The 23338-nt window shown below is 39.2% G+C and carries 18 protein-coding genes, 2 pseudogenes and 3 riboswitches; of the genes and pseudogenes, 7 read left to right on the forward strand and 13 right to left on the reverse strand.

All coding sequences use genetic code 11. The annotated features are described in order from the left end of the window. Window positions 1-3 precede the first annotated feature (3 nt). From ABES52_RS06550 to ABES52_RS06585, 8 genes and pseudogenes are all read right to left on the reverse strand, one after another. Window positions 4-1424, reverse strand: a pseudogene (locus tag ABES52_RS06550) (S8 family peptidase). Window positions 1425-1887: 463 nt separating this feature from the next. Further along, window positions 1888-2667: an alpha/beta fold hydrolase gene (locus tag ABES52_RS06555; protein WP_429650134.1), complete on the reverse strand. Its 780-nt coding sequence runs from the start codon at window positions 2665-2667 to the stop codon at window positions 1888-1890. Window positions 2668-2860: 193 nt separating this feature from the next. Next, window positions 2861-3589: a 7-carboxy-7-deazaguanine synthase QueE gene (gene queE, locus ABES52_RS06560; protein WP_429650136.1), complete on the reverse strand. Its 729-nt coding sequence runs from the start codon at window positions 3587-3589 to the stop codon at window positions 2861-2863. Beyond that, window positions 3582-4025: a 6-carboxytetrahydropterin synthase QueD gene (queD, locus tag ABES52_RS06565; protein WP_429650138.1), complete on the reverse strand. Its 444-nt coding sequence runs from the start codon at window positions 4023-4025 to the stop codon at window positions 3582-3584. The genes queE and queD overlap by 8 nt, the downstream gene beginning before the upstream one ends. Continuing rightward, window positions 4022-4687: a 7-cyano-7-deazaguanine synthase QueC gene (gene queC / locus ABES52_RS06570; protein WP_429650140.1), complete on the reverse strand. Its 666-nt coding sequence runs from the start codon at window positions 4685-4687 to the stop codon at window positions 4022-4024. The genes queD and queC overlap by 4 nt, the downstream gene beginning before the upstream one ends. Before the next feature lie 92 nt (window positions 4688-4779). Then, a riboswitch (PreQ1 riboswitch) is annotated at window positions 4780-4823 on the reverse strand. A gap of 203 nt (window positions 4824-5026) precedes the next feature. Then, a complete protein-coding gene (gene thrB, locus ABES52_RS06575) occupies window positions 5027-5950 on the reverse strand; it encodes a homoserine kinase (protein WP_429650142.1) in 924 nt (307 codons plus the stop codon). Further along, complete coding sequence (gene thrC / locus ABES52_RS06580; RefSeq protein WP_429650144.1) at window positions 5947-7008, reverse strand: threonine synthase; 1062 nt, start codon at window positions 7006-7008, stop codon at window positions 5947-5949. The genes thrB and thrC overlap by 4 nt, the downstream gene beginning before the upstream one ends. A gap of 5 nt (window positions 7009-7013) precedes the next feature. Then, complete coding sequence (locus ABES52_RS06585; protein WP_429650146.1) at window positions 7014-8306, reverse strand: homoserine dehydrogenase; 1293 nt, start codon at window positions 8304-8306, stop codon at window positions 7014-7016. A gap of 219 nt (window positions 8307-8525) precedes the next feature. Between ABES52_RS06585 and ABES52_RS06590 the strand changes: the two genes are divergently transcribed. The 3 genes from ABES52_RS06590 to ABES52_RS06600 all read left to right on the forward strand — a co-directional run bounded on the left by ABES52_RS06590 (window position 8526) and on the right by ABES52_RS06600 (window position 12920). After that, window positions 8526-8963, forward strand: coding sequence for an Hsp20/alpha crystallin family protein (locus tag ABES52_RS06590; RefSeq protein WP_429650148.1), 438 nt, complete (start codon window positions 8526-8528; stop codon window positions 8961-8963). A gap of 330 nt (window positions 8964-9293) precedes the next feature. Beyond that, window positions 9294-9491, forward strand: a riboswitch (cobalamin riboswitch). 128 nt (window positions 9492-9619) lie between these two features. Then, window positions 9620-11863, forward strand: a complete 2244-nt coding sequence (locus tag ABES52_RS06595) for a ribonucleoside-diphosphate reductase subunit alpha (protein WP_429650150.1) — start codon at window positions 9620-9622, stop codon at window positions 11861-11863. A 19-nt stretch (window positions 11864-11882) separates the two neighbouring features. Further along, a complete protein-coding gene (locus tag ABES52_RS06600; RefSeq protein WP_429650152.1) occupies window positions 11883-12920 on the forward strand; it encodes a ribonucleotide-diphosphate reductase subunit beta in 1038 nt (345 codons plus the stop codon). A 53-nt stretch (window positions 12921-12973) separates the two neighbouring features. On the opposite strand, the gene ABES52_RS06605 is transcribed toward ABES52_RS06600, so the two are convergent. The 5 genes and pseudogenes from ABES52_RS06605 to ABES52_RS06625 form a co-directional block, all read right to left on the reverse strand. Continuing rightward, window positions 12974-14032, reverse strand: coding sequence for a class I SAM-dependent methyltransferase (locus ABES52_RS06605; protein WP_429650154.1), 1059 nt, complete (start codon window positions 14030-14032; stop codon window positions 12974-12976). 166 nt (window positions 14033-14198) lie between these two features. After that, a complete protein-coding gene (locus ABES52_RS06610; protein ID WP_429650156.1) occupies window positions 14199-15230 on the reverse strand; it encodes an ABC transporter permease in 1032 nt (343 codons plus the stop codon). A 2-nt stretch (window positions 15231-15232) separates the two neighbouring features. Next, window positions 15233-16708 (reverse strand): sugar ABC transporter ATP-binding protein, encoded by a 1476-nt coding sequence (locus ABES52_RS06615; RefSeq protein ID WP_429650158.1) that lies wholly within the window; start codon window positions 16706-16708, stop codon window positions 15233-15235. Next, window positions 16701-17827 (reverse strand): annotated as a pseudogene (locus tag ABES52_RS06620) (sugar ABC transporter substrate-binding protein). The gene ABES52_RS06615 and the pseudogene ABES52_RS06620 overlap by 8 nt, the downstream one beginning before the upstream one ends. 134 nt (window positions 17828-17961) lie before the next feature. Beyond that, a riboswitch (SAM riboswitch) is annotated at window positions 17962-18126 on the reverse strand. Between the two features lie 56 nt (window positions 18127-18182). Then, on the reverse strand, window positions 18183-20204 hold the full coding sequence (locus ABES52_RS06625; protein ID WP_429650160.1) for a thioredoxin domain-containing protein: 2022 nt from the start codon (window positions 20202-20204) through the stop codon (window positions 18183-18185). A gap of 152 nt (window positions 20205-20356) precedes the next feature. On the opposite strand from ABES52_RS06625, the gene ABES52_RS06630 reads away from it, so the two are divergent. From ABES52_RS06630 to ABES52_RS06645, 4 genes are all read left to right on the forward strand, one after another. Then, window positions 20357-20830 carry a ferritin-like domain-containing protein gene (locus ABES52_RS06630; RefSeq protein ID WP_429650162.1) on the forward strand — a complete coding sequence of 158 codons (474 nt, stop codon included), beginning with the start codon at window positions 20357-20359 and terminating at the stop codon, window positions 20828-20830. Between the two features lie 109 nt (window positions 20831-20939). Further along, on the forward strand, window positions 20940-21440 hold the full coding sequence (locus tag ABES52_RS06635) for a ferritin family protein (protein WP_429650164.1): 501 nt from the start codon (window positions 20940-20942) through the stop codon (window positions 21438-21440). Between the two features lie 283 nt (window positions 21441-21723). Then, a complete protein-coding gene (locus tag ABES52_RS06640) occupies window positions 21724-22302 on the forward strand; it encodes a class I SAM-dependent methyltransferase (protein WP_429650166.1) in 579 nt (192 codons plus the stop codon). A gap of 145 nt (window positions 22303-22447) precedes the next feature. After that, entirely contained in the window at window positions 22448-23308 is an 861-nt protein-coding gene (locus ABES52_RS06645; protein WP_429650168.1) for a metallophosphoesterase, read from the forward strand. Window positions 23309-23338 lie beyond the last annotated feature (30 nt).

The raw sequence follows: 23338 nt of genomic DNA on the forward strand, positions 1-23338 counted from the left end.
TTCTTATTGTAAGGCATTCAATGCATTTAAATGACCTGCTCCAAATACCTTTTTCTCCTGGGCTTTCACTGGATCAACGGCTTTTTTTCGAAGTAATTCAGCTAGTTTATGCGGTTCCATCTTTCCGTATTTATCGACTAATAAAGCGGCCACTGCTGAAACTTTTGGGGTTGCCATGGAAGTACCAATACTATAATAATAACCCCCATTTTCACTAGTACTTAAAGTAAATTCGTTACGATACAGTTGTTGCTCTAGATATTGATCAAATGTACCATTCGCTAAATACTCTAAATACATCCGGTAGTCACCACCGGGAGCTGCAATGTCAATAAATCCCGGACATAATTGGAATAAAGGGCTAATTCATCGTTAGGTCCTGTAGCAGATACAGTGATCACACCTGGAATCGTTCCTGGTACTTCAAATCCAGCTCCTTGAAAATAAAAACCGTCCCCACCGTATTCAGCGTTTAAAAAGTCAGTAACTTCACGTTTGTTTGTAGCATTAATTCCATCATTTCCCGCAGCTACGACGACTAACGAACCTTTTTCCGTCACGTATTGAACCGCTCGTTGATATGCCAAGAAATCGGCTACATCGTTCCCTAACTTTATTTTTTCTCCCGTTACTGGATCAACATAAAACACTTGGCCTAATATATCAAAGCCGCCTAAACTCATCGAAATGACGTCTGCACCATCGTTTGCTGCCGCTATCATCGCCTCGTAAATCCAAGCTGATTCCGCAGATCCAGTTCCAAAAACACGATACGCACGAATACCTGTATTAGGTGCAACCCCAACCATATTTCCGTTGGCGGCAATGGACCCAGCTACGTGACTCCCATGTCCATGTTTATCATCGAAGGCGTTAGGATCTCCTGTTTCTTCTGGCTCGGTTCCTCTAAATCCACCTTCAGGGACAAAGTTTTTGGAACCAGGTAGTAAGTTCACAACAAGGTCAGGATGGTCTCGGTCAATACCAGTATCGATAATTGCAACTACCACATCATGAGAACCAGTGCCTAACTCATAACTAGCTCCGTTTTGAGTAATGCGTTGAATATCCCACTGCAAATCCCATAATGGGGAATTCGTGTACGATTCGGCATCTAGTGGAATTTGTTCTACTTCCGGAACTTCCCACGATACAGCTGGGTTTGCGATGGCCACTTGTCCAAATGTACGAATTTTTTCGAATTCATCAGCTGTCGCTTTTACTTGTAGAAACCCGATTTCTTCAACTTCATAAACAATTTCAATTCCAGCATTCGTTAGTTGTTGTTTAAAGTTTTCTGGAACGTGTTCTTCATGTAATAGTATGGAATAGTAATGTTCCTGTTCGTTAACGATTTGAGCATTCACCGCGTTCGGAATCGCTAACCCACAAGCTAAAAGTAAAGACATCCATTTCTGCTTCATACCATCCCTCCTGTAAAAAATTGAAAAACATACATTTAAATAATTCTAAAAAAAAAAATGAAAATCCTTTTTTATTTTTAGGCTCTTTTAAACGATACTGTTGATATGTATTCATTACGCTTGTGGCGGACGCTTTCCGCGGGCAAGCCGCTTCCCTCGCTACGCTCAAGTATGGGTCTTGCTTGTCTTATTGTTTTCGCTGGAGTCGCCGCCGTGTGTACAACTTACTAAAAGTCAACAATGAAATATAACATAGCCTATTTTTAAAGGATTTTCAAAATTCAAAATTAAAGAGCTACTTATTACTACCATTGGTTGCAATGCATTTTCTCTCGGTAAAAGAAAGCAGAGACGCTCGACATCCTCACTTGATTATTCTTTTTCACTACACGAATATTCGTTTATTGTGAAATATTCATTTTTTGAAAAATTGAGTTAGAAAAATTCGATGATTACCTTTTGTTTACATAATATATTTATCGTAAATTCTTGTTATAAACTCCGATGTTAGTTGATTGACGACTTTTGCCCATCGTGTCGGCAATTGGTGATTAGCCCCCTTGATGTAATAAATTTCTTTCTGTGGGCAAACGTGATAATAGGATGCATGTTTGTTGATCCATGTTGCATTTTTACCATAAAGGAGCATTAATGGACAAGTAATAGAGGATAATTCACTTACACAATTAAAATGTAGTGCTTCCTTATAAAAATTTTCCCACGTCTTCCTATCAGCAGCTTCAATTTGTTGTCGTAATTGTTCTTCCAACCAACGATCTTTAAAGTGACTTTTCGCTAAAAGGGAAGTTAACGCATGCGGATGATGCCGAACCATATACATCCCTATTTGATGCTCAAGTCGAAACATTTTTGTTCGAACTATTGGATATCCTCCAGATAAGATGATTCCTTTGACAAGGTGAGGATACGTTAAAACGAATTTCTGCACGACACACCCTCCTGCCGAATAACCAAATAACACAACCTCATTTAGTTGTTCAGCTTGAATGATTGCATGTAGTTGCTCAACAAATAGGTCCAATAGTGGATAGCAATTGATGGTTTCACTGTCCCCATGTCCACTCAAGTCGATTAAATACAGCTGTGCCACCGATTGTAGCGGAAGTTGACGAAGAAACGTCTTTCTTCCCAATCCTGGAGGGTGAACAAATAAAAGAGTTGGTCCACTCGAACCTCTCTTTTCATATGCAATTTGCGCACCTCTAACTTTCACCATTTCCATAACCATACTTCCTCTCATAAGTTGTAAAAAAGCTAGGAGTTATCCATTTCTAAATAACTTCCGAATTTTGTTTATTATTTAACCAATGATAAAGGTATTTCAACTTTCTACGTAAACATTTCGAATGTTAGTTTATGTCATTTTCCATCTCTTCATTAAAAAAACGGTTCCACCATAGGCAGAACCGTCCGTTTTATACTCCTCGCTTATTCCCCCATACATACGTATGAAGCTGAGGGAGAATGCGTACTCGGGTCATGCGTTCATCGTTCATGACGCGGCTTATTAACCATTCGTATCGATTCACTAATCGATGTAACAGTAATCCATCATCATTATTATCATTTACCCATGAATTACCAGCTTGCACGTAAAAAGGAAGATGCGGATATCGTTTGTGTACCGTTACCGCATACTCATAATCTTTTTCGTCAAACACGACGATTTTTAAACTTGATTGTCCTTTCCCTTCCTCCGAAAGGCGACCAATGATCTTATCTAACGTTTTCCAATCTGTTTCCATACGGGAACTTGGGGGCTTTGGTGATAACGTTAACTCATCGATATGAAGCATCCAATCTTGCCAACGACTCCCTTGTGTTTCTAAAGCGACAACGATGTTATGTTCATGTAATAAATCAACCAACGGGCCAATCCCTTTTAAAAGAGCTGGATTTCCACCAGAGATCGTTACATGGGAGAAGTTGGATTGTCCTAATGCTTTCAGCTCATCCCAAACTTCTTCAGGCGTTAGCAAGCGAATATCATCTTTGCCAGACCCATCCCACGTAAATGCCGAATCGCACCACGCGCAAGCATAGTCGCATCCAGCTGTTCGAACAAACATCGTTTTTTGCCCAATGACCATCCCTTCACCTTGAATGGTTGGTCCGAAAATTTCGATCACTGGAATTTTATTCACGGAAGTCACCGTCTTTTGGTCGATAAATCACGTAGCTCGTTGGCGTTTCGCGTAAGAACACTTGAACGCATTTCGGTCGATTTGGTAATGTATCTAAATGTTTTTGAATAATTTCCCATATGGTTTGTGCAACAATTTCCGTTGTTGGGAAACGCTCGTGATCTTTATCGGAAAACTGATCGGTATGATCGTTTAATAGTGTGTGATCAAATCTTTTGTGAATTAATTTTTTAATATCCTGAAAGTTAATTAAAAATCCCGTTTCATCTAATTGGTCGCCTACAATCGTTACATTGACAAAATACGTATGTCCGTGGACTTGACTGCATTTGCCTGCTTTTTCATGAGGTATATAGTGGGCAGCGGCAAAATGAAAGTCTTTATTTAATTCGTAGCGATACGGATGAGAAACGGTAGGATAAATTTGTTGCATCATCCGTTCATCACCCCTTCTTTTTTCCGTAAATATTCAATAAGGCCACGCTTTCGAAGGTGACAGGCTGGACATTCTCCACAACCGTCCCCTTTCACACCGTTATAGCATGTTAACGTTTTTTCACGGACATAATCAAATGCACCTAACTCGTCAGCAAGCTCCCACGTTTCTGCTTTATTCAGCCACATTAATGGGGTATCAATAACAAATTGATAGTCCATCGCCAAATTTAACGTTACGTTGAGGGATTTAATAAATACATCTCGACAGTCAGGGTATCCACTAAAATCGGTTTCACAAACTCCTGTCACAATATGTTTGGCTCCGATTTGTTTCGCTAATACAGCGGCAAATGATAAAAATAATAAGTTTCGGCCATCGACAAACGTCGTTGGTAATTGACCTTGCTCTTGTTTGATTACAATATCATCTCTCGTTAACGCATTGGGAGCGAGCTGATTTAATAAACTCATATCTAATATATGATGTTTCACACCTAATTCTTTAGTGATTTCTTTTGCACACTCTATCTCTAATGAATGGCGTTGACCATAATTAAACGTCACCGCTTCTACTTCTTGAAATTGTTTTTGTGCCCAAAATAGACATGTTGTACTATCTTGTCCACCACTAAATACGACAATTGCTTTTTCCTGTTTCATACATCTATCTCCTTTCGTCTATCTACTGAAAGAAGAAAGGGATCCATGAACTTTGCTCTATGAAAAACTAAAAGAATAGAGGAAAATAAGCATTTTCCGTAGTTTTTTATAGAGGGAGTTCGCGAACCTCTCCTGCATGAACTACCATACAGAATTCTTCTTTTAGTTTTTTCTAAATAACTACCAAAGCATCATTATATAAAATTTCACTCAATGTGACCATGATTTTATCTTAAAAAATATGTTAAAAATATTTAAAGTAGGACGGAACTTGGAATGTAACAATCCCGATGCACATAAAAAGCAGTCAACATCAAATTTAGTTGACTGCTTTTCTAATTATACAATATTTTCTGTCCGTCCTTGTGAATAGAACTGGACTTGAACTCCTTTTGGTTCAATACCTACCTTTTCAATAACAAATGATGGATAATGATAACTCAATTTTTTTTGGATGTGCTCGCCAAATCCTTTCGGCACAATTGAAATCATGGTTGGCCCCGCTCCGCTAATGGTTGTACCGAAAGCTCCAAAATATTTAGCTTGTTTACGTATAATCCGAAAATCATGAATCAGTGAGGCACGATACGGTTCATGAAAGAGATCTTTTTCCATCCAATCCCCTGCTTTTTCGTAATCTTTTTGAAGTAAGGCTGCAAGAACAAGATTCGCGATGGAGCTTCCCTTTGTTGCCTCTTCTCTTTGAAATTGACGAGGGAGAACGGACCTCGCAAGCTCGGTTTTTAATTCATAAGGTGGAATGATCATAACGATGTCCACATCGAATTGGTCGATTCGAACCCAATCAAATTCCTTCCCATCAAAACCATTGATGATAAAGCCGCCTAAAAGAGACGCACTGATGTTGTCTGGGTGTCCTTCAAAGTGAATCCCAAAGGATATTTTCTCCTTTGTTGATAAATTTAATTGAAGCAATTGGTTTGCTAATTCCACTCCCGCTACAACAGCAGAAGCACTACTGCCCAACCCTCGTGCTAAAGGAATATCACTTTCAACCATCACTCGACATGGAGGTAACGTCCGCTCATACCGTTTGGCTACTTGTTGGGCTACTTGGAAAATGAAATGGTCTTCTCCTGTTGGCAAATGAGATAAATGATCACTTTGATGCTGAAACACCCACTCGTTATTTCGTTCCACATAAAGGGTTAAATATTTTTGTAACGCTAAACCAAACGAGTCAAATCCGGGACCTAAATTTGCCGAACTTGCCGGAATTCGGAGGGAAAATAATTGGCTCATTGGTTAACCACACCATAAATATATTTTTTAATGGCATCTTGATCATAAGGAAGAACGGTTGGCTCTACTTGCAGTTGTTCTACTGCTATTTGTGGATCTTTTAGACCATTACCAGTTAGGACCGCTACCACTGTTGTTCCTTTAGGAATACGACCGGCTTCGACTTGTTTTTTTACTCCGGCAATTGAAGCACAAGAGGCAGGTTCAGCAAATACCCCTTCTGTTTTAGCTAATAAACGAAACGCCTGCAATATTTCTTCATCCGTAACATATGACATTTTGCCTTTTGATTGTTCACAAGCCTCTAACGCACTTTTCCAGCTAGCAGGATTACCGATCCGAATCGCTGTCGCAATCGTTTCTGGATGTTCAATCACTTCGTTTTTAACTATGGCCGCAGCACCTTCCGCTTCGAATCCTAACATCTTTGGCCTACCGGTATGATGGCGTTCATCGTATTCTTTAAACCCTTTCCAATAAGCGGTAATGTTGCCCGCATTTCCAACCGGTATGGCCAACACATCAGGGGCTTTCCCTAATTGTTCACAAATTTCAAAAGCCGCAGTTTTTTGTCCTTCAATACGGTAAGGATTAACAGAATTCACGAGAGTTACATTGCTTGATTGACTAATTTCTCGTACAAGTGCTAGCGCTTGGTCAAAATTCCCTTCGATTTGAACAATGTCTGCCCCATACATAATGGCTTGAGCTAATTTTCCGTAGGCAATTTTCCCGTGAGGAATGACGATTATAGAACGAATGCCTGCCCGAGCTGCATACGCAGCAGCTGAGGCAGATGTATTTCCAGTAGACGCACAAATGACTGTACGGCTTCCTTCTTCTACTGCTTTCGCAACTGCCATGACCATTCCACGGTCTTTAAACGAACCAGTTGGATTCGCCCCCTCCACTTTTACGTATAATTTGATTCCCCATTGTTCAGACAGACGTTGTAAAAAGAGAAGCGGCGTATTTCCTTCTTGTAGGGTGAGTGCTGGTGTTTTCTCTGTTACCGGTAAATAATCGTGATACTTTTTTAATAATCCTTCCCATAACATGCTGGCTAGCTCCCTTCAACACGGTAAATGCTGATGAAATCTTTCACAACATCTAGTCGTTTCAGTTCATGCAATAAATGTTGGTATTGGTATAATGATGCATAGTGAGTGACGACAGCAACTTCAACTGTATTTTCGTTTTTCAAAGGAAGTTGTAAAATTTTTTCAAAGCTTACATTGTACTTCGCAAATAAGCTCGTCATTTCAGCAAACGTACCGACTTCATCCTTCAAGTGAAGTCTTAAAAAATATTTGGCAAACCGTTCGTCTGGATTTTTTAATTGTTTGTCAAATTGCGGGCGGAACGATTCCCGACCTGTTACCCCAAGCCGCATATGTTTAATGACGGAAACGATATCGGCTACAACGGATGTAGCTGTTGGTAAGCTACCTGCACCCGGTCCGTAAAACATCGTTTCACCTACGGCCTCACCAGTGACATACACCGCATTGTATTCATTATTTACGGACGCTAATGGGTGTCCTTGAGTGAGAAACGTAGGTTGTACACTCACTTCAACCCGATTTTGATCTCGATGTGCAAATCCGATTAGCTTCATTGTGTACCCAAATTGTTTTCCATACTCTAAGTCTTCTTTCGAAACGTTCGCAATTCCTTCTACTTCCACATCTTCTAAATCGATATTCATCGAAAATGCAAGTCGAGCTAAAATGGCCATTTTTCTGGCCGCATCTAGACCTTCTACATCTGATGTAGGATCGACTTCGGCAAATCCTAAGTCTTGCGCTTGTTTTAAAGCGACTTCATATGGCAACCCTTTTTGGTCCATTTGCGTTAAAATATAGTTTGTTGTTCCATTGACAATCCCCATCACTTTTTGAATACGATCGGAGACGAGCCCATCGATAATGGTACGAATGATTGGGATACCACCAGCAACACTTGCTTCGTAATACAAGTCGCATCCGTTTCTGTTTGCCGCGTCCTGTAACTCGGAACCATACAATGCAATTAAATCTTTATTTGCCGTAACAACATGCTTGTTATTGTTTAATGCTTGTAAAATATACTTACGAGCCTCTTCAATTCCTCCCATTACCTCTACAATCACATCAATTTCCGGATCATTAATCACTTCATCTGGATCAGTTGTTAACAAATCTTTTTCAATATCGACTAGGCGCCTTTTATTTACGTCGCGTAATAACACCTTTTGAACGTGTACCGGGCAACCGACTTGATGTTGTAACTCTTTTTGGTGATTACGGATAATTTTTACCACCCCAGAACCGACCGTCCCTAAGCCTAACAACCCAATTTTAATCACGCCATTCATGAGTGCCTCACCTCTTTTTGTATTTTCGTAGAGTACAATTGTTTTTGTATGATAGACAATATAACATGATTACTTTAGGAAAACAATACTAAAAATAATAAATTTTTATAATTTTCATGAAAGCGCCTTCATTTGTTCGCGTTTTTTATTATTAATGAATAATATTTTTGAACGTATTAAAACTAATTTCGAAGCATTTAACGAAGGAGGATAAAACGAATGGCTCTAACACCGTATGAACATCCATTTACACGTTTTCAACGAGATTTAGAGCGGTTTTTTAATTCCAGTTTTCCGCAACTGTTTTCTTGGACACCGGAACGTTTTGGCACACCAAGAATGGATGTACATGAAACCGACCTCGAAGTGATTGTTCATTGTGAAATTCCTGGTCTAGAGAGAAAAGAAGATGTAACGATTGATGTCGATCATAACGTATTATCAATCAGTGGTAAGATTGAACGGCATTATGACGTTAAAGAAGAGCAAACCCATCATCAAGAGCGGTATTTCGGTAAGTTTCATCGTTCCCTTACCCTACCTGCTGATATCGACGAATCTTCGATTAAAGCCACGTACCGCAATGGGATATTAGAGATTCGGGCAACGAAAAAAAATCCACCTCAACGTCGACGTATTGATGTGGAATTTCATTAACCCTATAGATTACACCCATGCCGGGCGCACAACAAAAAAAGACGAGTCGCTATGACTCGTCTTTTTCTAGGGCAAAAGGGGGTTTTTCATGAATCATTCTCCATCCTTGTATAGAGGGGGTAATTTTTTTGATTGAGAACGATTTTCAATTTCATTATAAGTTGTACTCCCCTCTTCGTCAACGATTTTCGTGTTACAAATTTGTTACAACAAGAAAGATGGTACAATTTTCAAAAATGGTGGACTTTTTGGTTGTTTTTTATATGACGAGTGTGGTATAATCATTTACGATATATAGTATTACCGCAAATTAATACAACAATATATTGTGTTTTCACCACGAAAACAGGTGTCCAAACTGGACTTAATAGGGAATCCGGTGAAATTCCGGAACTGTCCCCGCAACTGTAAGTGTGGACGAACAGGACACATCCACTGTTTAGACCAGCTTAATCGGCGTCTATACGGGAAGGGTCCTAAGTAGGAGGAAGCATAAGTCAGGAGACCTGCCTGTTTTTGGAGTAGTTTCAATTCTCCGGGGATTGAGAAGATGAAACGATAGGTGAAAAGGTGGCATCCTCCTTTTCCTATCGTTTGATCCGCTCAATTTTGGGAGCGGCTTTTTTATTTATTTTGACTAAATAGGAGGAAACCATATGACACAACTGACGACTCTTTTGTCTGAAGAAATCTTTTCGGAAATAAGCCCTCGTTTTCCATCAAAATACGTCGAGCATCTTATTTGTCGAAGTAATCGAGTGTTATCTCATAAACCTTGGCTTTCTGAAGATGAATGGCTCCATGAAATGATATTAGAAAGCTTAGCCCAAATCGATGTAGAAGAACCTGATTGGACATATGTTGCTGCTCACTTACATCTCCACCAATTGTATCGTCAAGCAGCCCGGAATCGTAGATATCATGTTCAACAAAAATACGGGTCTTTTTACGACTTAATCGTTACATTAGTAAATAAAGGGATCTACGCTCCGTTTTTACTCAAAAAGTATACACAAAAGGAAATTGAACAGCTTGAAAAGTTCATCGATTCTTCCAAAGATCAATTGTTTACATACATTGGTTTACGAACATTATCTGACCGGTACTTAGCACGTGGGTACGATAAAGAACTTTATGAACTACCTCAGGAACGTTGGATGATCATCGCTATGACGTTAATGCAAGATGAACCAGCTGAAATCCGAATGCACTATATCCAAGAAGCGTATTGGGCGTTAAGCCATTTATATATGACAGTCGCTACCCCTACTCTAGCAAATGCTGGGAAAACATATGGACAATTATCTAGTTGTTTTATAGATACGGTGGATGATAGTTTACAAGGAATATTTGATAGCAATACGGATATTGCTAACTTATCCAAATATGGTGGTGGAATCGGTGTCTATCTTGGAAAAATCCGAAGCCGAGGAAGTGATATAAAAGGATTTAAAGGAGCTTCCTCCGGTGTTCTTCCGTGGATGAAGCAGTTAAACAACACGGCCGTTAGCGTCGATCAGCTCGGTCAACGAAAAGGAGCCATTTGTGTCTACCTCGACGTTTGGCATAAAGACATCTTTTCCTTTTTAGATGCGAAGTTAAATAACGGGGACGAACGCTTCCGTACGCACGACTTATTTACAGGAGTATGCATCCCCGATTTATTTATGGAAAAAGTGGAAGCCCGCGAAGATTGGTATTTATTTGACCCACATGAAGTTCGAAAAGTGATGGGTTATTCATTGGAAGACTTTTACGATGAAAAAAAAGGACAAGGTTCTTTTCGTGAGAAATATTTCGAATGCGTCAACCACCCAATGCTATCAAAAGAAAAAGTACCCGCAATCGAAGTTATGAAAGGAATTTTAAAGAGTCAATTAGAAACAGGAACCCCTTTTATGTTTTACCGGGATGAGGTTAATCGAAAAAATCCGATGAAGCATCTGGGGATGATTTATTCTAGCAATTTGTGTACCGAAATTACCCAAAATCAAAGCCCAACGATTCAATCGACACAATATACCGAAGATGGAAAAATAATAATTGAAAAACGTCCTGGTGACTTTGTTGTTTGTAACTTATCGTCCATCTCGTTAGCCCGTGCGGTGATGGAAGATGTTCTCGAACGACTGATCCCGATTCAAATTCGTATGCTCGATAACGTTATTGATTTGAATCGGATTCCTGTTTTACAAGCTCAATTAACGAATAAAAAGTACCGGGCCATTGGATTAGGTACGTTTGGCTGGCATCATTTATTAGCTTTAAAAGGCATTACATGGGAGAGCGATGAAGCGGTAGCGTATGCCGATCGCTTATACGAAAAAATCGCCTTTTTAACGATTCATGCCAGCATGAAATTGGCAAAAGAAAAAGGATATGCTCCTGCATTTTGCGGTTCTGAATGGGAAACCGGAACCTATTTTGAAAAGCGTGGGTATTTGAATGCAACGAAGTCGCCGTTTCCGTGGAAACGTTTAGCAAAAGATGTACAAACATATGGGATTCGTAACAGCTATTTATTAGCCGTTGCTCCGAATTCTTCAACAGCACTAATTGCAGGAAGTACACCTAGTATCGACCCGATCTTTCAAAAACACTACTCAGAAGAAAAGAAGGATTATAAGATTCCGGTCACTGCTCCAGATTTAAATGAAAAAACTACTTGGTTTTATAAATCAGCCTATTTTATCGACCAACGTTGGAGCATCCGTCAAAATGCGGCCCGTCAACGGCATATTGATCAATCCATTTCGTTTAACTTGTATGTTCAAAATAACATAAAAGCAAAAGAATTATTGGAATTACACTTACTTGCTTGGTCATCTGGATTAAAAACCACATATTACTTACGGTCAACTTCTTCACTGTTAGAAGAATGCGATTCGTGCTCAAGTTAATCAATGGGAGGTTCAAGCTATGCATACCGTATCGAAACGAACTTTAATGGATAAAACAGCCCCAAACCGATCAACTGGAATCATCAATGGGAAATCTTCAAATGTTTTAAATTGGGACGATGTTCGTTTTCCATGGGCCTATCCTAAATATAAAAAAATGCTGTCCAACTTTTGGACGCCTTTTGAAATCAATATGGCTCAAGACATAAAACAATTTCCGAATTTAAGTGAAGCAGAACAAGATACCTTTTTAAAAATTATTGGGCTATTGGCACTTTTAGACAGCATTCAAACCGATTATGCAGGAAAAGTAGCCGATTATTTAACGGATTCTAGTTTAAATGCCCTCATGATTATGCTTGCCCAGCAGGAAGTGATTCATAACCATTCCTACTCGTACGTGTTATCAAGCTTGGTGTCCAAACAAAAACAAGATGAAGTCTTTGAATTTTGGCGAACAGAGCCCATTTTAGAACGACGAAACGATTTTGTCGTTCGGGGATACCGAGATTTTGTCGAACAACCAAACGTAGAACATTTATTAAAGTCCATTGTGTTTGATGTAATCTTAGAAGGTTTATTTTTCTATTCAGGTTTCGCCTTTTTCTATCACCTTGCTCGTAATCAAAAAATGGTAGCTACAAGCACGATGATTAATTACATTAATCGCGATGAGCATATTCACGTAGACTTGTTTGTGAAAATTTTCAAAGAAATATTGAATGAATATCCCGAATATAAGAAAAAGCTTGAACCTTTTGTCCAGCAAACATTTCTTCAAGCTGCTGAATTAGAAATCGAATGGGCAAGATACATTATCGGCCATCGCATTGATGGAATTTTTATTAATGAAGTAGAAGATTACATTAAGTTTTATGCAAATGTTCGTGCCAATCAATTGGGATATGATCGACCGTTTGAAGGATATCGGAAGAACCCTCTTCGTTGGATTAAAGCGTATGAGGAAGTTGATTTAGGGAAATCCGATTTCTTTGAACAAAAATCACGACAATACACGAAAGTCAATTATGTCGATAATGGTTTTGATGAACTATAAAGGGAAGGGTTGTCTCTAAATATTGGGACAACCCTTTTTTAAGATATGAACGGCTATCTTACGGTGGCAATCAATCCATTATGAACTTTTATATATCCGTGACGTTCAATATTCAATCCGTTTTCATAGGCATAGAGTCCCATTTGTTCGACCGTCATCAATTCACGGTACGTATGGTTCATGACATCGGCCATCACTCGATAATATATACGTGATTTCCATTGATTACGTGGCGTTGTCATAATACAATACCCTGTCGGTTTAAGAAATTTTCGGTGCCATTCGATGACTTCCGGCTTTTTCTCATCTGGAAAATGTTCGAGTAACCCGACCGATAGAACGATATCAAATTCTTTTCCAAATGGTAAATTTCGAATATCGTCTACGATATATTCAATGTGAAAATCTTTTTTATAGTATACTTTTTTACCACCTGTTGCCAAATTCCCCCCTAAAAACGGATACGATTCAGGAAAGTCTTGAAATCTTGTATCACGACAATAGGCATCGTAATCCACTAATACGACTTCAGCACCGGGATACATGGCCGCTAATTGCATCCCTTCGTATCCTTCCGCCGCACCTAAAAAAAGGATTTTAGGCTTGGTTACATCTAATCCTTCAAAAAGTGCCCGCTTTCCACGAGGGTCCCAAATACCGTCTTCGACCCGATGCACATAGTTCCATAAATGAATTTGGATGACATCTTGAAGAGCTGTTTGAATTTCTTGTAAACGAAACCTTTTTAAACTTCGAAAAAATGCTTTCTTTTTATCGTCCATTTCTCTTGGTACATCCTTCACAAACCACTCGTGAAACGCTTGATTAAAAAATTGCCAGGAAGTTTTTGGATCCATCGTTTGATGGTGCTCCTTTTCCCATGCTAAGCGATCTTTAGAATAAGTTGTCACTTCATAAGGTTTGCCGACATCTTTCCACGTAACCATACTCCAATCACGAATGTTTGAACATTTTACAAATCGATCTTTTTGTTTAGGTGACAACGTTCGTAAATCCACTCGATAGCTATTCGTTAAAAACGTATTCTCTATCGCCACTTCATCCTTTATGCATACCGACGAATGCGATTCCGTTTCCATCGTCCCCTTCATTGGAGCACCTCCTATTTTTCTGAATTTTCTAATAAAAATTGTACATCAAAAGCAGTTTCTGGTCAGTTTCTTTTCTAAAACAACTTTCGACAACTCTACCTAGTCTCATGTATGTTTGTGCATCAAAAAAATAACGCTAGAACATGATATTCTAGCGCTTACTAACTTATTTATGAAAAACTCCTTTTTTCTGCACGTACATAATCGCTAACGCTAACACTAAAATACTCCCCTTTAAGATATCCATCGCATAATACGGTACGTTCCACATTGTCAGTCCATTCAATAACACACCAATTAACACTGCCCCGAAAAACGTGCCAATGACGTTTGGTTTTCCTTGACCAAACACGGAATACCCAATAAAAGAAGCAGCGACGGCATCCATTAATAAGGAAGCTCCTGCTGACACTTGTCCAGTACCGACTCTAGCAGCTAAAACGATACCGGCAACCGAAGCAAAAAATGCACTTAACAAGTACGCATAGGTCCGGTAACGATTCACCGAAATTCCTGACAAGCGTGCCGCTTCAGGATTGCCGCCCGTTACATAGAGCAATCTGCCTGTCTTTGTGTATCGAAAAAATAAATGAAGAAATATGACCGCAGCAAGCATGAGAAGAACGGGAAACGGAATCGATAACCATTTTCCTTGACCAATAAATAAAAATGAAGGGATAAATTTACCAGGTGCCATTTCTCCATTGGTTAACATCATATTATTGTAGATGGAATACCCTTTTGTTGCTGTTAAATGGACCCCATTGATGATATACATGACCGCTAACGTCCCTAATAAATCTGGGATTCTTAAACGAATTACAACAAAACTATTGAACAGCCCGATAAGTAGCCCGACGAAGATGGGAACGACTAAGGCGACAAGAAGCTCTTGCCGATACCAAACGAGCATCGCCGCACTTGTAATCGTGCTCATGCTAACAATGGACCCAACCGATAAATCAAAGCCGCCGACAATGAGTGAGCATGTGACGCCAAGAGCTACAAACGTAACAATCGAGATCGAACGCAATATATCGGTGAAATTGCTATACGTGAAAAAGCGGTCGTTTGTAATACTAAAAAAGAAAATGATTCCAACGATAACCAAAAGTGTTCCATATTTATTAAAGAAGGTGCCCAATGAAAACCCATTTTTATAGGTTACTTGTTCTTTCGTTACGACGGGTTGTGTCACGACTAAATCCCTCCTGATACTGCCTTCGTTAATGTTGGTACATCGATTTCACTTGGCAGCAACTCATTTTTAATTACCCCATCTTGCATGATTAAAATACGATCGGCAATTGCGAAAGCTTCATCCACATCCGATGTAAAATAAAGAATGCCTTTCCCATTTTGAGCTAATTCTTCGATGATGCGAAACACTTCTTCTTTTGACCCGATATCGATTCCTTTCGTCGGCTCATCAAATACGTAAACGGATGCAGGAATGGATAACCATTTACCAATCGCGACCTTTTGTTGATTTCCTCCGCTCAAATATCGTAATGGCTCGTACAAGGAAGCAGCCCTAATTCGTAATTTTTCGATGATGGTGATCGCCTCTTTTTCTTTTAACGTAGGGATAACCCATTTCTTTTCATAAGCCAATTGTGGGATCGATAAATTTTGGATGACCGATTCATCAATCCAAATCCCTTCTTTTCTGCGTTCTTCAGGGACTAGACAGATGCCAGCACGAATGGCATCAGCTGGTGAAGAAAAGGTATACGTGTTTCCGTATAGTTGAATGGAGCCGACCGCCCGATCCGCTCCGACAATTGCCCGAGCGGTTTCGCTTTTCCCCGCTCCGATGAGCCCGACTACACAGACGACTTCCCCTTGATGGACCGAAAGTTGAACTGTTTGACTGGTCGACGGTACAAAAAGGTCATCAATAGATAGAAGTACTTCTTTTTTCTTTTCTTTCGTTTTTCTTTTATGGCCTACTACCTTCCCCACCATTTTCTCAATCATTTCCTCTATTGAAAGCTGAGAGGTAGAGGCTGTTTGAACAACAGTTCCATCTCGTAAAATGGTAACCCGATCGGCTAATCGCTTCACTTCGTTTAACCGATGGGAAATAAATATGATACCAACACCTTTTTCCTTTAAGTGTGATATCACTTCGAACAACTTCTCCGTTTCATAAGAAGATAACGGAGCGGTCGGCTCATCTAAAATTAAATAGTTTGTTCGTTGAGCCACCGCTCGAGCCAATAAAATGAGTTGTTTTTCGTATATCGTACACTCAGAAACTTGTTTCGTTACCTGAATCGATGCACCCACTTCATCTAAATGTTGGGCTGCTCGTTTGTTCCATTGAGTAGGACGAATTAGCATGGAAGCCGATGTAAGAAACGGAAGCAAGACGTTTTCTGTGACTGAAAGCGTTGGGACAAGCGCGGTATCGACTTCTTGAACGACCATCCCAACGCCATGTTGTAAAGCGTCTTCGGGTGATGTAAAGTGCACTTTTCTCCCGTCAATCCATAGTTCTCCGGCATCTTTTTCGTAATCACCAGCTAAAATTTTCATTAATGTACTTTTTCCTGCACCATTTGCCCCAATGAGCGCATGAATTTCCCCTCTTTTAACTGAAAAATTGATATTTTGTAAAATCGGAACTCCATTAAAGGACTTACAAACTTGCAGAACCTCTAGCTTACTCATTTTTAACGCGCTCCTCCAACGCTTTCATCCATGGTGAAACAGCTACTTCAGCTTGCCCCCAACCAGGGATGTATTGGTGTAAGTCATTCATCGTCACTGTTTGTTCAGGCAGTTGGTTCCTGTGCACTAAGTAAGGGGTAACGGAGAAAATATCTGGTGTTTCTTCCCCTGCTAACTTTTGATAAGCAAACCGCACTTGAATACGTCCTATTTCGGATGGGTCTGTCGCCGTAGTTGCTACCCATGGAGAATTCGGCTGCTGGATCAATTGTAAATCTTCATCGCTTAAATCGATGCCGTATACTTTAATCTCATCACGTCCAGCTTGTTGGATTGCTTTAACGGCTCCTTTGGCAAACTCATCCCATGTCGCAAATACCGCATCGATGTCTCCTTTATTTGGATACTGTTGTAAAATTGCTTCCATTTGGGCTTGCGTATCTAACGCTGTATTGGCAGATGCCGTACCGAATCGTGCAATTTCTTGAATATTCGGATATCTTTGTTTAAACGCCTCATAGATCACATTCCGTCTTTCCATTGGCGTATAGCCAGCTACCCAAATATAAACGATATTTCCTTTCCCATTTAAGTCTTGAGCTAACGTCCGTAGGGAATTCCACGCCAAACTATAATCATCTTGGTCAATAACCGTTACTCCAGGAAGATTCAAATCATTGTCAAATGCAACCACTGGAATTCCTTTTTCAAGCGCTTTTTTACACCTGCTTCCAAAGCGTCGGCACGACCATGGTCAATTAAAATGGCATCCGCTCCCTGGTTGATGGCAGTATCTAGTAGCGAAGCCATTTTCGTTAAATCGTTATCGGCATTGTAAAATTGCACCTCTCCACCAAATGCTTCCACTTGCTCTTTAATCCCTTGAATATATTGTGAAGTAAAGGTCCCGATCGACAATTGATTGACAGACGCGATTTTGATTGGACGATCAAACACTGCCGGGATTTCGCTTGACGAACTTGTTTTCGTTGTCTTCGTTTCAGAAGTCTTCTCTTCTTCTACTGGTGCACTCACTTGATCTTGTTCGTTTGTACAACCACTTACTAACCAGATAACACTAATAAAGACAAGTAGCCATTTCCATTGAATGTTTTTCATGCTTCACACTCTCTCCCTTTATTTATTTTTTATGTAGAAGTACATAGCTTTTGTTCTTTTCCCAAACCCCCCTTTCAAAATATAAAAATGCCTCTTTCCGAAAGAAAGAGGCATGAAGGACACATTCTTCAAACCTCTTATCTCCCAGGAACTTTTCATATGCTCCTGTTGGATTTAGCACCGTGCCTTCGTGTAATATACACGGCCCCTAAAAATTAGGTGCCCCGCCTCACAGCGGTATTACGGTCGGTTGCTGCGGCTTCATCGGGCCAATTCCCTCCGCCAACTCTCGATAAGAGTGTTCAGCACGCTTATGCAGTTTTTATGAAGATATTACCTTCAATGGGCGAAAGTGTCAATCATTTTTTTCATTTTTTATAAAATATTTTTTTACTTCCTCAACGGTATGAACAGGTTGTTGACAAACAAATTGTTGGCAAATTTGAACGGTCCACTGCTTTGATACGTCTTCTTGTTTTTGAAAAACAGTAAACGGAAGAAAGCTCGTCCGCAACCACTGAAAAAGTTCTTCGTCTTTTCGTTCGTCTTTGCCCGAAACAACTACTTCCTCGCCACCATGACTAAGAGCCATGGCCGTTTGAACGGTACATAAATAACCGGAAGGATAGTGGGTGACTTCGTTAGCTGCTGCTTGTAACAATTGTTTAACCGTGGTGAACATTTGCTCATCATTTGTAAGCTTATATAAACGCCATAACTGATACGATGCGATGCCATTTCCAGATGGAATCGCTCCATCGTACCATTGCTTTTCCCGGACGAGTAGTTGTTCTCCGTTTTCATCAGTAAAATAAAAGCCTCCATTCGGGTCCCAAAAGCGGTTCATCATCTCTCGATACAACTTAAGAGCTTGGTGAAGGTAGGTTGACTGACCTTCAGCTTGGAATAATTCAACATACGCCCACAATAAAAAGGCGTAATCGTCAAGATATGCTTGGTATTTGACTTCTCCATCGCGGTAACGTGCCTTTAAGCCCGATTCGGTCCACAAGTGTTGTTCAATGAATTGAAGCGCACGGTTTGCCATTTGGAGAAAAGTGGCTTCTTTTAATGCGGCACCAGCTTTGGCAAGTGCTGCAATCATGAGACCATTCCATGATGTTAAGACTTTATCATCCACATGCGGATACACACGTTGTTGTCGTCGTTCGAATAAGGTCTTTTTTCCTTGCTGTATAATTTTCTCTACTTGATCGATGGAAATGTTATGATTAGACGCTAATTTTTCTAACGAAGTGCGAATCAAGTTTAATATATTTTTTCCTTCGAAGTTCCCTTGTTCCGTCATATTAAAGACGTCACAAAACACTTCGCCCTCTTTCGGTCCCAAAAGGTCGATGACTTCTTGTTTCGACCAAATGTAGTACGTTCCTTCTTCTCCCTCGCTGTCAGCGTCAATGGCGGAATAAAAGGCTCCTTGAGTATCGGTCATTTCCCGTTGTATAAACGAAACTACCTCTTTAATGACTTGTTTATACCGTTCATTCTTCGTTATTTGATATGCTTCTGTTAAAGCAAATAACATTAACGCTTGATCGTACAGCATTTTCTCAAAATGAGGCACCAACCACTTCCCGTCAACGGAATAACGAGCAAATCCTGATCCGAGCTGATCATAAATGCCCCCATCCAACATTGCATCAAGCGTCTTTGTGACCATTTGCAGCGCTTGATTGTTTCCGGTCCAATAATAATATCTCATCAAAAACAAATGTTGATGCGCCAACGGAAATTTAGGTGGTTGACCAAATCCACCGTAAATGGCATCAAATTGGCGTAATAGTCCATTGTACGCCTCATGAACATGCGTTTCTTGTATTCCTTTTGAAGTTTGGGCTTCTGGTCGTTCTTGTAGGGCTTCTGTTAGTTGGGAAGTAATTTTATCAATGCGTTGCGGATTACTTTTGTACGCGTTTGCAATTTGCGGTAGTAAATCGAGCATTCCCGGCCTGCCGTACTTACTATGCTTTGGAAAATACGTGCCGGCATAAAACGGTTTTTTGTCAGGTGTTAAAAATACCGTCAGCGGCCAACCACCTTGCCCCGTCATCATCTGGCATACTCGCATGTAAAGCGAATCAATATCCGGTCGCTCTTCACGGTCGACTTTTATAGAAACAAAGTTTTTATTTAGCAGATTAGCGACCTCTTCGTCTTCAAACGATTCTCTTTCCATTACGTGGCACCAATGACACGTACTATATCCAATACTTAAAAAAATAGGTTTATTTTCCCTTTTTGCCCTTTCGAATGCTTCGGGTTCCCACTCATACCACTCTACAGGATTGTAAGCATGTTGTAATAAGTATGGGGATTTCGAATTGATTAGGCGATTAGGCTTACGGTTGTCGTTCATCATTTCAGCCCCTTTCTACTTGATAGGTTTATTTTAAACCATTTATATCCATTTACAAACATTCCTAATGGAACAAACGGTTATGCGTGACGTCATTTGTGTCACATTCGCCTAGATTGAATAAAATGTATCGAGGATTATCGAAAGGGTGAATGAACTTGAATTATCAAAAAGCGTTAGAACAAATTATTCATGGACTTAATCTCGATTTAGCATGGGAATATGCAGCTGGGATTCAATATGCCCAACATACCAGCAAGCTTAAAGGGACTGTTTTTTATTCAATTGCTGAAGAATTAGAAGAACATTCAAAAGACGAAATTGGTCATGCTCACGTTTTAACTGAGCTGATTCAGTATCTTGGAGGTATTCCAACCACACAAGTAGCCTCGGTATCTACACCTATGGATCATAAAGAAATGTTACGTCAAGTCTTACAGGGGAAATACGATGCCATCAGCCGCTATTTGCAACGAATCTACCAATTTGAAGCGCTTGGGATGTATGACTCAGCACAAAAAATCAGGGATATTGTTGTTACTGAACAAAAACACGCCAAAGACCTCGAAATTGCCTTAGGTATTGAGAAAACGTTGGTTCAACCTATTAAGTTGTCAATTGACTAATTTTACAGAACAGTCCCGTTCATTGGACAGCTTTAATCTAATTCATTTTTTAATAAATACTTATTTAGTTTAAAAAAATCATTTCATGTGATTAGAAAGGGTGAACGCTTTGTTCTTTTATCATCCATATAGATATGTTAACCATCCTAATTTTTACGGTGTCATTCAAAATGACCAAAATGTCTATCTTGAAAGAAATAACGGAGGAAAATGTCAACAAATTTTCAATGCTATACTCGACGCTATAAAAGGCGAAGCTGCGGCCATCGATTTTTACACTCGACTTGTGCAGTTTGCACCAAATAAAAAGCATCGAGAAGACATTCTACATGCATTAGAAGATGAAAAAATCCATTTAAAAGAATTCACGAAACTTTACACGGACCTTACAGGAAAGAAGCCAATATATCAGGTTAAAAAAAACACTTTTCAATCCTATGAGGAAGGTTTAAGAAAAGCTTATGAAGACGAGCTGGAGGCTTATGAGGATTATCGAGATAGTTATTTATTAACTCAGAATCCACCTGTACGAGATGTATTTTTAAGAGCTTTTACCGATGAAATTGAACACGCCACCCGTTTTGGATTTTTAATATTGGGGTTATATTAGTCTTTTGATTCAATTTACGTATAGATGTCTATATAATAGTCGTCATTGATGATATGACGGCTTTTCTTTGTGAATTTTTCGTTCAGCTTCTTTATCTAATAAATTCCTTGTAAAAAAAACTCCGGTTCAATTCCCACCCCTTCCCAATATATTGTCTCCAATAAAAGTACATACTAACAATCGAACTTCTTATTCCAAAGCTTTTTTACCCATGTTCGATTTAGACCTGCATGTACGTTCAGCAGTTTAGATTACAGTCAAAAATAAGGATGGTGTTTTTTCGTTGCAATTGTCACCTAGAATATATCATAACTTTGTTCGTCAGAAATGGTTTAAAAAAATATATATTGAAAACATGGTTCGTAAGCATTTTGATTTGAAAGATAAAAAAGTACTGGATTTTGGTGCCGGTACAGGAGCAAATTGTTCCTTGTCTGAGCCGGACTACTACTATGGAATAGATCCCGATGAACGACGAGTTGTTTATGCAAGGAGACTATATCCTGAATATCGGTTTGATGTATTTTCAGGTAACAAAATACCCGCTGACAATAACAGCTTTGATGTTATTTTAATTATTGCCGTTTTACACCACATACCGCCTGACATCATTCCAGCTTATGTAAAAGAATTTAAAAGAATTTTAAAGCAAGATGGAAAAATTGTAGCAATTGAGCCTTGCTTATTTGACAATTGTTTTGTTAGCAATTGGTTTATGAAGAAATATGACAAAGGAGAATATATCCAAAAAGAAGCGGATTATTTAAATTACTTTACTGCTGAAAATTTTCAATGTAAAGTTCTGAAAAAATTTAAAAAATGTTTTCTTTATAACGAATTGTATTTTACCGCTTCGCATTAGTTTACTATTTCATTTCACAAAATATGAGGAGGAACAAAGGTTGTCCTCCTTTTGATTTGCACTTCAGACTGCGCTCCAGTATTTACCTCTAATCCTTCATCCTATTTTCTTCTATAATTTTGTTATAGGAGGAGATGGAAAAAGGATGATTATACTATCTATAATTTCGATTGCTTTTATATTATTTTGGTATCGCGCCAATAAAAATACCCATCAAGTTATGTTAAATCAAATTCGTTTAAGTGATTCAGAGGGCAATGGCAGACCATCTACCGAGTTAAATGTCCTTCAAGTCTCAGATATGCACCTTGAAAGAATTTCGATTACACCTGAAGAACTATACAACAAGCTAAAAAATGAAAGGATTGACTTAATCGCTCTTACTGGCGATTATTTAGATAAAAAAAGAAGTATTCCTAAGCTTGTTCCCTATTTAAAGGTTTTCAATCAATTAAATGCTAAGTACGGAATTTACGTCGTTTTTGGAAATCACGACTACAAGCTAAAAAAGAACGATTTTACGACCCTTTTTAAAACATTTGAGAATTACGGATGTAAAGTATTGCAAAATCACAATGAAACGATTTTCGTGAAAGGAAAACAAGTCAATATTATTGGTATTGACGATCACTATTCGAATAGAAGTGACATTAAAAAATCATTTGTAGGGGTTGAAAAAGGATTCGACCTAGTATTAACTCACGACCCAAGCATCATTTTACAAATGAAAGATATACACTTTAACTATCTCCTATCCGGCCACTTCCATGGCGGGCAAATTCATTGGCCTAAGCCGTTCCATCTTGCTCATATGTCAAAGGAAATGATGGACATGAATATGATTAAAGGACTGCATTATTATCACGGAAAACCTTTTTATATCAGTGAAGGTTTAGGCCAAACATCTCTTAATATTCGGATAGGCAGCCGTCCTGAAATTACTCTTCATCAAATTCTTCTTGATATAGAACTACAAAAAGTTGAAAAGACTCTAACAGCTATCTAACTGTTAGAGTCTTTATATGTATTAATAAAA

This window comes from Aeribacillus pallidus, from assembly GCF_050478865.1.
In the GTDB taxonomy this organism is placed as follows: Bacteria; Bacillota; Bacilli; order Bacillales; family JACDOC01; genus JACDOC01.

Excerpts from the sequence above, each read along its gene's own strand:
- ABES52_RS06555 (WP_429650134.1), bottom strand. The coding sequence starts at position 2,667 with ATGGAAATGGTGAAAGTTAGAGGTGCGCAAATTGCATATGAAAAGAGA.
- queD (WP_429650138.1), bottom strand. The coding sequence starts at position 4,025 with ATGATGCAACAAATTTATCCTACCGTTTCTCATCCGTATCGCTACGAA.
- queC (WP_429650140.1), bottom strand. The coding sequence starts at position 4,687 with ATGAAACAGGAAAAAGCAATTGTCGTATTTAGTGGTGGACAAGATAGT.
- thrB (WP_429650142.1), bottom strand. The coding sequence starts at position 5,950 with ATGAGCCAATTATTTTCCCTCCGAATTCCGGCAAGTTCGGCAAATTTA.
- thrC (WP_429650144.1), bottom strand. The coding sequence starts at position 7,008 with ATGTTATGGGAAGGATTATTAAAAAAGTATCACGATTATTTACCGGTA.
- ABES52_RS06585 (WP_429650146.1), bottom strand. The coding sequence starts at position 8,306 with ATGAATGGCGTGATTAAAATTGGGTTGTTAGGCTTAGGGACGGTCGGT.
- ABES52_RS06590 (WP_429650148.1), top strand. The coding sequence starts at position 8,526 with ATGGCTCTAACACCGTATGAACATCCATTTACACGTTTTCAACGAGAT.
- ABES52_RS06595 (WP_429650150.1), top strand. The coding sequence starts at position 9,620 with ATGACACAACTGACGACTCTTTTGTCTGAAGAAATCTTTTCGGAAATA.
- ABES52_RS06600 (WP_429650152.1), top strand. The coding sequence starts at position 11,883 with ATGCATACCGTATCGAAACGAACTTTAATGGATAAAACAGCCCCAAAC.
- ABES52_RS06605 (WP_429650154.1), bottom strand. The coding sequence starts at position 14,032 with ATGAAGGGGACGATGGAAACGGAATCGCATTCGTCGGTATGCATAAAG.
- ABES52_RS06615 (WP_429650158.1), bottom strand. The coding sequence starts at position 16,708 with ATGAGTAAGCTAGAGGTTCTGCAAGTTTGTAAGTCCTTTAATGGAGTT.
- ABES52_RS06625 (WP_429650160.1), bottom strand. The coding sequence starts at position 20,204 with ATGAACGACAACCGTAAGCCTAATCGCCTAATCAATTCGAAATCCCCA.
- ABES52_RS06630 (WP_429650162.1), top strand. The coding sequence starts at position 20,357 with ATGAACTTGAATTATCAAAAAGCGTTAGAACAAATTATTCATGGACTT.
- ABES52_RS06645 (WP_429650168.1), top strand. The coding sequence starts at position 22,448 with ATGATTATACTATCTATAATTTCGATTGCTTTTATATTATTTTGGTAT.